We start from the raw sequence: 10,049 nt of genomic DNA, 5'->3' as shown, positions 1-10,049 counted from the left end.
CCGTTCTCCGCATTGAGTTTTCTGAATAAAACCTCTACAACGAAGTCTAAAGCTGCCTTAAGCCTCTCCTCTTTATCTTCCCCTGTATATTCAATGAATTCTATGCGTAAATCTTTGCTTTTTTGTTTTTTACTTGATTTTTTCATCTTATCTCCAATACCAACGATAAAAATTATCCGGGCAACTAATTCTGAAAAGGGCTTATTGTCTGAGCTTTTATTATGTTACTTTATCAAAATCAGTTTTCTTTATTCCTTTATAATTCCATGCAATGTATTCTTAATTTTTTTTGCAAGGGAAAAGTTGATTAATCAATCCCTGACGCAGCGGATGCTAAAGCCACCCTTCTTGAAGCCGCCGCCGCTACGTCCCACACCAGCGCTATCGTAGCCCATATAACGGTACCACGCACACGTCGCAACGTCCTCCGTAGCCGACCACCAGTAATCGTAGTTTCCCATACCGAAGAACACACCATTGCTGACGCGACAACCACCCGGAAGCGCCGAAAAACCACTTTCATTGGTTGCTCCGGTGTTAGGGATTGCCCAAAGCGTTGTGCAATTTTCTTTCAGTTTCCCGCCTGCTACGCTATCGCCACCAAAATAGTTGGTAAGGATTGTCCATTCACTATCAGCAGGTATATGCCAGCCAACAGGACACGTATTATGACTGTCTGCTACTGCATACCAATTATACAAACGACCATAAGTATCGACCTTAGCCGGAATATTATTATAATTGCAATACGCTCCGCTTGTTAAACTAATCCATTGAGTGCCGTCAGTAACATTAGGTATGCTTGAAGCATCTCGGTATTTAGTAGTTTTAAGGTTTTCTGCCATCCATACCTTTGTGCCTATTTGTACTACAGCGTAATGGTTGCTGTCGGCATCCGTGCAATCCACAAAATTAAATGTCACTGTTTGAGTTTGGGTTGGAACAAGCATAAATATAGTGCGGTAAATACCAGATTTCCCCGTTATCTTCAACCTGTCACCTGTCGTATATTGCATATTAATTACTGATTTATCGCTTTTCGAACTTTTCGTCTTTGTTTTATTTGAAGCTGTACTTTGTTTATCTAGACTTGACGTTATTCCAACATATCTTATTTCAGTCTGCCCCAGTCGAGATAAATTATTGCTTACTATTTTCGCCACATAGGAATAGTTATCCGACTTTATTTTCAAAAGATATATGCCACTGTTAAGTCCGCTTAAGCTGTATGTATGATGTCCTTTTGGCAATAATCCTTGTGTTTGCAAAATTCTTTTTCCTGTTATGTCATATAGGTTAAGGGTTGTTTTGCCCGGGACAGTTGCTTCAAAATCTACTGAACAATTGCCTGTCATCGGGTTCGGATAGATATGCATATTATTATCTACAATGGGATTCAAATCTGATTCGCTTATTCCTAACACTTCAAGCTGTAATGTATCGCTTCCGCTAAGGGTTGTATCGGTGCATTGCGTTAGATTTTCTACTTTTACGGAATCAACAGTCGTGCTTGCTCCCGTTCCTGCAAAACTGATTTGATAATTCTGCGCATAGGTTTGTGTTGTCGCAAAAACCAACAAAAAAAATATGGAACATCCCGCCCTGGCGGTGACTGTAATTATTTTCATCTTTTCTCCCTTATCTCATTAAGATTAGTTTCTTGGTGGATTTGTAGTTGCTCCCTTTATTACCAATGATATCCCCAAACAGCTCCGGCAATAGGTAAAATGATAGTTGCCGGTACGCCAATGTTCGATGAGCCACTACCATACCAACATGCTGTACCAAATAATGCTCCAACGGTAGCTCCTAAAAAAGATTTCCAATAAGACCCTTCGTCCTCAAAACGGTTACCTGCAATTATAACACCTTCAGGAATTCCTAAAAGAATACCAATGACAGGCGGACCGCCTATTAGAAACTTCATACTTGTACTCGTAACCTCAACGCCACCATTACAAGCCCACATGCCAATGCTTATTACGTATCCCATCATTAATCCCATTGTGCCACCTAAAATGCCACCTATTGTCTCTACAGGATATTTAAAAGATATAGGTTTCCTTTCTATGTTATTCTCATTTGTATCTGCTGTTTGCAATAAACTGAAATTCAATAAGTTGTTTGTAGCTTTAGGATGAAATCCAATATCTGCCGATACGCATACAGGTAAAAGCAAAATTAACATTCCTACAAGTAATATAGAATATTTTTTTATAATTTCCCCTTACCCAAATACTTTCTTAGTTTTAGATTTAGATTTGTAATAATTCAAGCCCTCTTTATCTAATCCTTTATAGAAATAATCTATAATATCTTTATCGTATCCATAGAAAAGCGTAGATATGTATGTAGTCCCTTTCTTCTGGAGCAATATAATATATTTCTGACCATCAATATTCTGGTTGTGTATTCTATCAGCGCTACCACTATAGTCTTTACCAACTCTACCTATACATTTACGTTTAGGGTTCCCTTTTTCATCAATTTCCAAGGATTGTGACTTCCAAATGTTTCCTGCATACGGTTTGCTCTCAATAATAATTATAGAATCAGCAAATACTCCTTTAACTACCGTATCAACTTTTGTTTTATAAATGTCCACGGAAACATCCCAGTGACGAACCCACCCGCTATCGCTTCCACTGGTAATGAGAGAATCTTTTTTCGTAATAACTTTTGTTGAACAAGAGAGGACATTTCCTACAATTACTAAATTAGCATCAAGGTATCTCTGGGCATGGTCTGTGACTTTTTCAACAGCAAAGCCGGAAGAATAAAATGTTATCCCTAAAATCACATAAAATAAAGCATTCTTTTTCATAGTTTTTTTCTATCTCATTAAAACGAGTTTCTTAGTAGATTTATAGTTGCCGGCGGCAAATCTTACAAAATAGATACCAGCAGAAAGTCCCATTGCATTAAAACTAACATCATAACTACCGGCTTCCTTCTCTCCGTTCACTAATGTCTTTAACGGTCTGCCGGTAATATCATAAATCTTCAGTAAAACCTTAGTTTTCACCGGTATCTGATAGAAAATTGTTGTAGTCCGAATAAATGGATTTTGAGTTGTTTTTATCTTTGGTATCCTATCTTTTAATCCTGCACTTTCTTCAATCCCTGTTAAATTAAAGTCAATATTTGGAGTAGTATTCGGCATTGTAACAGAGACTAAATTAGCAGTGCTTGAATCAGGTTTTTGATTGTACCATAAAGTTTTATAACCTTTTCTTTCTGCACTGATTTTGTAAGTCCCTGTTCTTAAATTTTTTATACTATATTTACCATCCGAACCTGTAGAATCTTCAAATTCCCAATCCCACCCTTCCCATGGACTTATATAAAGATAGGTTTTAATTCTTACGCTATCTAATGGTAACATAGAACTTCCATATACAGTTCCGGTAATTCTCCCGCAGTTTTCCATAGTAAAATTAATATTCAATACCGAATCCGGTGCAGTTATAAGAACAGACTCTGCAACAGACCAATTGTTTTTATCGTTATACCATTCAAAAGTATGGATTGTATCTTTTTTAATCAATGTATCACTATACCAGCAATTTGGAAGAGCCCATAATTTATAATACCCGTTTGGCAAATTTTCAATTGTATAATTTCCCGTTGAGTCACTAAACCCATCAGTTATGTATTCGCCAGAATTTGTATTGAATGCTGAAACAAAAACATACGGGATTGGTCCCTTAGCGCCGCAAATCTGTCCTTTTATTTTTCCTCCAACATATAAATTAAAATTAACATTCTTGGTAGTATCAGGAATAATTACACTTACCATATCTGCTGAATTCCAATCAGATTTATTATTCCAGTAAAGGTCAGCGTATCCTTCGTAAGAAGTTGTTACTTTATAATTTCCCGTAGGCAATCCAATAAAAATATAATAGCCTGTCGAGTCGGTCTGCGCCCATTTAATATATTTCTTACTATATGCATCGTAAACACTCAAATGTACATCAGCAAGAGGCCCTTTGGCACTGGCAATGTATCCCGAAATACATCCCCCCATTTCTAAGTCAAAATTAATATTTTTTGCTGTATCCGGAGCAATTACATTTACTAAATCTGCATTTGCAAAATCCGGTTTGTTATTATACCATTTGTTTAAATAACCGTTGTAATTCTCTGTTCTAATCTTATAGCTTCCTGTTGATAAACTACCGGCAATATAATAACCATTTGTGTTCGTATAACCCATAGAAACTAATTCTCCATCAATTGAGTTACAAAGCGAAACAAATATCTCATTTAGTGGCCCTTTATTGCCCGTAATGTATCCCGAAATACATCCACCCATTTCCAATTCAAAATTAATATTTTTCGCTGTATCGGGATAAGATACGGTTATTACATCTGCACTCCCTGCATCAAATTTATTATTATACCATATATCCTCTTGTCTTACTATACCATATGCTCCTCCCCAAGTTCTTAATTTGCAACTGGTAAAATCAAGCGGGACATCTGCACCACAAATCGTATAGTGCCCTAAAGAATCAGTTTCCCATGCATCCAAGCACCAAAACCCAGGGTAGGAGTCATTAATATCGCGAACTCTTATTGATACTCCTTTTAGCGGATTTCCATATTTGTCTGTTACGGTGCCAGTTATGTAGCCAAGCGTATCTTTGCTTTTAGTAGACAAGATGTTCTTCCTTATTTGAGGTGTCTTTTCGGAGAATGGGACAAGCGCATTTTGTCTTTCTTCTGTTTGGTTTTCTATTGTGCTGTGCCTCGTTTTAAGCCAAGAAGGAGCTTCTTTAGCAAATGGGAAAACAGAACTTACACTTAAAATTACAGTTAAAATAAAAATCATATTATTTCTCTCCTATTTATTGTATCAATACAAGTTTCTTCACAATCTTCTGCTCTCCTGCATTCAACTTCAGGAAATAAACCCCCGACGGATAATTCTTTGCATTCAGAGTTAGGTTATAACTCCCTGCGGGTTTTTCTTTGTTAATAAGAGTTTGGACGGGTCTGCCGGTAAGGTCGTAGATTGAGAGCGAGACTTTGGATTTTGTTGGCAAATAATAACTGATAACAGTTGATTTGATAAACGGATTTTGAGAGAGTTCTAATTTTGGATTTTGGATTGGGGATTGCGGAAAGGAGGGCTCTTCAACGCCTTCTGTATCTACTAACACCCACAAAGTAGCGTCTGCACCGCAACTGACATAAATCCTGCCGGTGCTATCATTTACGGATATAGATACGGGCCGTTTACCTACGCTAAGCACTTGAATTACCGAATCTGTTAACCCGTCAATTACCGAAATGTTGTCGTCTTCCATACTTGGAGCATATATTTTATTTATTTTTGAATTTATTCCAAGTCTAATATTCGTTGTTATGCCCATCTGCTCTTCAGTGCCAATTTTAATTGTTTTTATGATTGAATTGCTTATCCCGTCTATTATAAAAACATCTCCTTCCCGGGTTGTTAAATATATATGATTAGTATTAGAATTTACAAGAATACCTGTAGCCCCACCACCAATTACTATGCTATCAACAACTAAGCCTGTCGGCTCATATATTACTAATAAAACGCTAACATGCAAATCACGGCGCGATGTTACGTATAGATAATTAGTCGTAGGATTTATAGAGATACAATCGGTACTAATTTCTATTGTATCTATTACAGAATTATTTGTCCCGTCTATTACCGAAATTACACTCCCTGATGTTACATATACACGGTTAGCAAGCGGGTTTACGCAAATACGTTTCGGATGATTAGGAACTTTTATTGTGCCCGTAATTAAATTACTTGTCCCATCCATTACTAAAACAGAGTTGCTATCATAAATTGCCGTATATATCTTATTAGTATTTGGATTCACGGCAATATCTCCCGAATAACTTTCTAGTTTTACTTTAGTTAGAACCGAATTATCTATTCCGTTTATAACTGCAATACTGTCCCAAATAGCAAGGTATGTATAATTAGTAGTCAGATTTGTAGCTACACCTGAAATAGTATTTCCAACCGATATGGTATCTACAACTGAATTACTTATCCCATCTATTGCCACTATCGTGTTTAGCATAGTAGCCGCGTATATATAATTAGTATGGGGATTTACAGCGACACGCCCAATGCTGTAAGTAACTTCTACGGTATCTATTACTGTATTGCTTGTCCCGTTTATTACAAAAATACCATCATAGTTTTGTCCTGATACGTATATACGATTAGTATTTGGGTTTATATCAATGAACTCAAGGCATTTAATGATATTGATTTTATTTATTACCGAATCATTTGTTCCATCTATCACGGAAACGCTGCTATCCGAATAACTTGTTGCATATATTCTATTGGTGTTTGGATTTACGCAAATGCCATAAACATTATTGGGTAATATTGTATCTATAATTGAATTATTTGCTCCGTTTATTGATAAAACAAAATTTCCACCTATATATATGCGATTAGTAACGGGATTTACAGCAATTCCTCCGTGAGGGTTATTATTGACTTCTATCGTATCTATTATTAAATTAGTTGTTCCGTTTATCACAAAAATAGTATTATCATCAGAGTTTGTTACATAAATACGATTAGTAGCAGAGTTTACGCCAATACTATGTCCATAACTTGAATTTCCGACGGGTATTTTAGCCGTAACCGAATTACTTCCCCCATCCATTACGAAAACAGTATCATTCGTATCTGCCGCATATATATGGTTAGTAAGCGGGTTTACAGCAACGGCATAAGGATATTTTCCAACGTCTATCGTAGTTATAACAGAATTGTTTGACCCATTTATTACTGAAACATTGTTGCTATACCAATTGGTTGTATATACACGATTAGTCGCTGAATCTACCGCAAGATTCCACGGTAAAAGTCCATTTCCTGCCGGCAAGCCAAAATTCAGAGTATCAACAACTACGATTTTTGAGAATGCAATCATTGGAAGAAATAATCCGATTACTGAAAATAAAGTATTTTTTTTCATAATTTTCCTATTTCATCAAGATTAACTTCTTTGTCTCCTTGAAATCCCCGGCATTAAGTTTTGCAAAGTAAATCCCCTTAGCAATTTTATAGTCATTTATATTGATTGTATGATCCCCTGCTTTTTGAGTTCCTGAATACATAGTTTGGACTAATCTACCAGATATGTCATATAGAGTTAAACTTACAGTTGCTTTCTCAGGCAATCCATATTTAATCATGCTATTGCCAAAAGATGGATTGGGACAAATCGCTAAGTTTGTCTTTATATTTTCTATTTTCTTCTCTTCTATACCAAATTTCAGTGAATCAGTAAGGAATGGTTTATAATAGACTATTCCCCTTGTAGAGTCGTCATAGAAGTCCCAGATTTTCATATCAATAGTATCAGTGTTATTTGTTGCCCAGTAATTGTAACGGGCATTTATATTACTCCTACTATAATTACAAACTGCATGTCCACCAGCATATAGGTTGTTACTATCAATAAAAGCACTATCCTGACACGTTATAGCGCGATATGCATTATCTATTATAGTATTGTACTTGACTACAAGCAAACCACCAAGGCTACAAATACTACCCCCATAAAGGGCATGATTTCCTATAAGAATATTATTATTAATAGTGATATCCCCATCACTACAAATACCTCCACCACTGGCACTCGCAAAGTTTCCTATAATAGTATTTTTACTGATTGTTGGCAACCCACAATTCCAAATAGCACCACCACTCATAGCTGAGTCTTCTGTAAAAGTATTTTCGATAATAGTTGGAGAACCATAAGTATAAATACCCCCACCCCCTAAATTAGTAAAGTTTTTTGTGATGGTATTATGCTCAATTAGTAGTGAACTGGCAATTTTGTCATATATAGCGGAGCCTCCGGCATACTCAATCCTACAATAACAGAGATGCCCAGTAGACCCATCTCTAAATCGGATTTGAGCCCATCTTTCATTCCCATTGCGAGTTATAAAAATTGAATCCGTAATTATTCCTATTGCATTCAATGTCCCATACACATCTATATACTTCATTGAATCCAATTTCACTTCTACACCATGCTCAATTGTCAGGGTATCAAATGGCTCTATGCATATATTTCCCACAACTATATACGGACTGCCTGTTGTATCCCATACCGTATTTGTGCTAATATTTCCACTGACATAAGTGGTATCTGCTTTAATTGGTATGCTGGATAGGATTCCAAGTATCCCCATAACAAGCAAGTAAGTTTTTTTCATAGTTTTTTTCCTATTTCATTCACACTCCATCTTTTGTATCCCGCATGTTTCCTACCACCACGGGCAGGCATTTCCTGTTTATTTTATTACTCCATTTTCTCCGGATTTAGTCCTATATCCATAAAGAACATTTCCTTTCAGCATATCTACCCAATATTCCCATTCTTCTCCTGTTTTCTTCCTTACTAAATACAATTTACAAGCAAGATAATAATTAACTGTAGAATCCATAACTCGTTCTTCTGGTAAACTTGCTATAACGTCAGCTTTAGGAAGTATAAATACCTCTATGCTATCTCTTAATTTAATTTTCTCTTTGGCATCAATTTTAGGGAATATAAACACCCCATTATCGTTAATTTCACTATAATCATAGGGAACATCCTCTATTAAATGTTTCTTTGCTACCTCAAAGGCTTGTGTTTGGGAAATAGAAGGAGTGGCAGGAATATTAATGTTGGAATAAAAACGTCCACCAAAAGAACATATTCTGCCATCATGGTAAATCTGAGTGCCTAATATCCACCCATGAGTATAAACTGGTATTCCACGATATATTTGGTCATAGAGAATGTTCCGAAAAACCATCCAGTGAGCTAAATTTTCGTAATAAGTAGAATCTTTATAAGGTTTTCTTAAAACCAATTCATCAAAATCTATGTTCATAAACTCCTTATAATCTTCTAAAGAATTTTTAACAAGCTTATCAATTTCTTTCGTACTCATTGTGCTCAACTGAGAAAATGATACTCCATATTTTTTTTCAATGTTTATCTTTAACCCACCCACTCCTGTTATAATTCCTCCTCTCTTTTGTATTTCAAGAGTATCTCCTTTTTTATCCACAATTTTTTCTATCGTTTCGCCTCTGTCTCCTGTCCACACTCCTGTTATCATTCCTTCTGACTTTACTATTTTAACAGTATCTCCTTTTTTTTCCACTGTCGCACCAGTATTTGCTCCCCATAGTTTGTAACCGGTAACTATGCCCAAAAACATTACCGCTAAAATTATTAACGCAACTTTTCTATGCGACATTTTTCTTACAGGAGATTTATTTTCTCTTATCTAATCCTTTATAGAAATCTATAATATCTTTATCATATCTTCTGAAAAGTGTAGACGTGTAAGTAGTATCTTTTTTTTGGAGTAATGCGATACACTTCGTCTTGCTTGTGACATACCACGAACCATTTATTCTGTCAGGAGTGTTAAAAAAGTCTTTGACGGTTTTGGTTACAAAAACAGGTTTTCCTCTTGCATCACGTCCCGTGAATTTAGATTTCAGAATGTTTCTGTAAGAAGGACTCCGGACGATAATTATAGAATCAGCAAAGACTCCTTTAATCACACTATCCACTTTTATGTTATAAATATCTGTAACAGTAGTATAATGGCTAATATCTGCGGTATCACTTCCGGGAATAGATAAAGACTCATCTTGAATGACTTTCGTTGTGCAAGAGAGAGCGGTTCCTATAGTTACCAAATCAGCGCTAAGGTATTTTTCGGCATGTTCGTTTTGAAAACTCGGGACGGTATATCCTGTTAGTTGAACACCCGGTTGAATGATTACTTGTATATCTTCATCAGGCTCAAAATTTTTTAGTTCCCATTTAATTTTACCATCTTTGGTTAATATATAATCTTCAGGGACGATTGAAAAAATATCACCTTTTTTGTAACACTTATTTAAATCAATTGTTATATTTGCTTTTCCTATTGGACCTTTCCAGCCTGCGCCTGTTTCTAATATATAACTTATAACATGATGCGTACCGGCACTCCACATTGAAGGGTAA

Annotated in this window: 8 protein-coding genes; all 8 read right to left on the bottom strand. The window is 36.0% G+C overall.

Going from position 1 to position 10,049, the window contains the following annotated elements; genetic code table 11:
• Nucleotides 1-311: 311 nt before the first annotated feature.
• Nucleotides 312-1,628: an FISUMP domain-containing protein gene (locus WC614_13775; protein ID MFA5034072.1), complete on the bottom strand. Its 1,317-nt coding sequence runs from the start codon at nt 1,626-1,628 to the stop codon at nt 312-314.
• 59 nt (nt 1,629-1,687) lie between these two features.
• Entirely contained in the window at nt 1,688-2,188 is a 501-nt protein-coding gene (locus tag WC614_13770; protein MFA5034071.1) for a hypothetical protein, read from the bottom strand.
• A gap of 39 nt (nt 2,189-2,227) precedes the next feature.
• Nucleotides 2,228-2,824, bottom strand: coding sequence for a hypothetical protein (locus tag WC614_13765; protein MFA5034070.1), 597 nt, complete (start codon nt 2,822-2,824; stop codon nt 2,228-2,230).
• Nucleotides 2,825-2,833: 9 nt separating this feature from the next.
• Nucleotides 2,834-4,837, bottom strand: coding sequence for a carboxypeptidase regulatory-like domain-containing protein (locus tag WC614_13760; protein ID MFA5034069.1), 2,004 nt, complete (start codon nt 4,835-4,837; stop codon nt 2,834-2,836).
• 16 nt (nt 4,838-4,853) lie between these two features.
• Nucleotides 4,854-6,995, bottom strand: a complete 2,142-nt coding sequence (locus WC614_13755) for a T9SS type A sorting domain-containing protein (protein ID MFA5034068.1) — start codon at nt 6,993-6,995, stop codon at nt 4,854-4,856.
• Nucleotides 6,996-7,002: 7 nt separating this feature from the next.
• On the bottom strand, nt 7,003-8,247 hold the full coding sequence (locus WC614_13750) for a T9SS type A sorting domain-containing protein (protein ID MFA5034067.1): 1,245 nt from the start codon (nt 8,245-8,247) through the stop codon (nt 7,003-7,005).
• Between the two features lie 78 nt (nt 8,248-8,325).
• Nucleotides 8,326-9,285, bottom strand: coding sequence for a hypothetical protein (locus WC614_13745; GenBank protein MFA5034066.1), 960 nt, complete (start codon nt 9,283-9,285; stop codon nt 8,326-8,328).
• 16 nt (nt 9,286-9,301) lie between these two features.
• Nucleotides 9,302-10,049 (bottom strand): DUF4424 family protein (locus tag WC614_13740; protein MFA5034065.1); only part of this gene is annotated, 748 nt, incomplete at its 5' end.

Source organism: bacterium, from assembly GCA_041649255.1.
GTDB lineage: Bacteria > Hydrothermota > UBA3073 > JACQXS01 > JAQTXJ01 > JAQTXJ01.
Note: the sequence above shows the minus strand (reverse complement) of the source record. Positions and strands in the feature narration are given on the sequence as shown.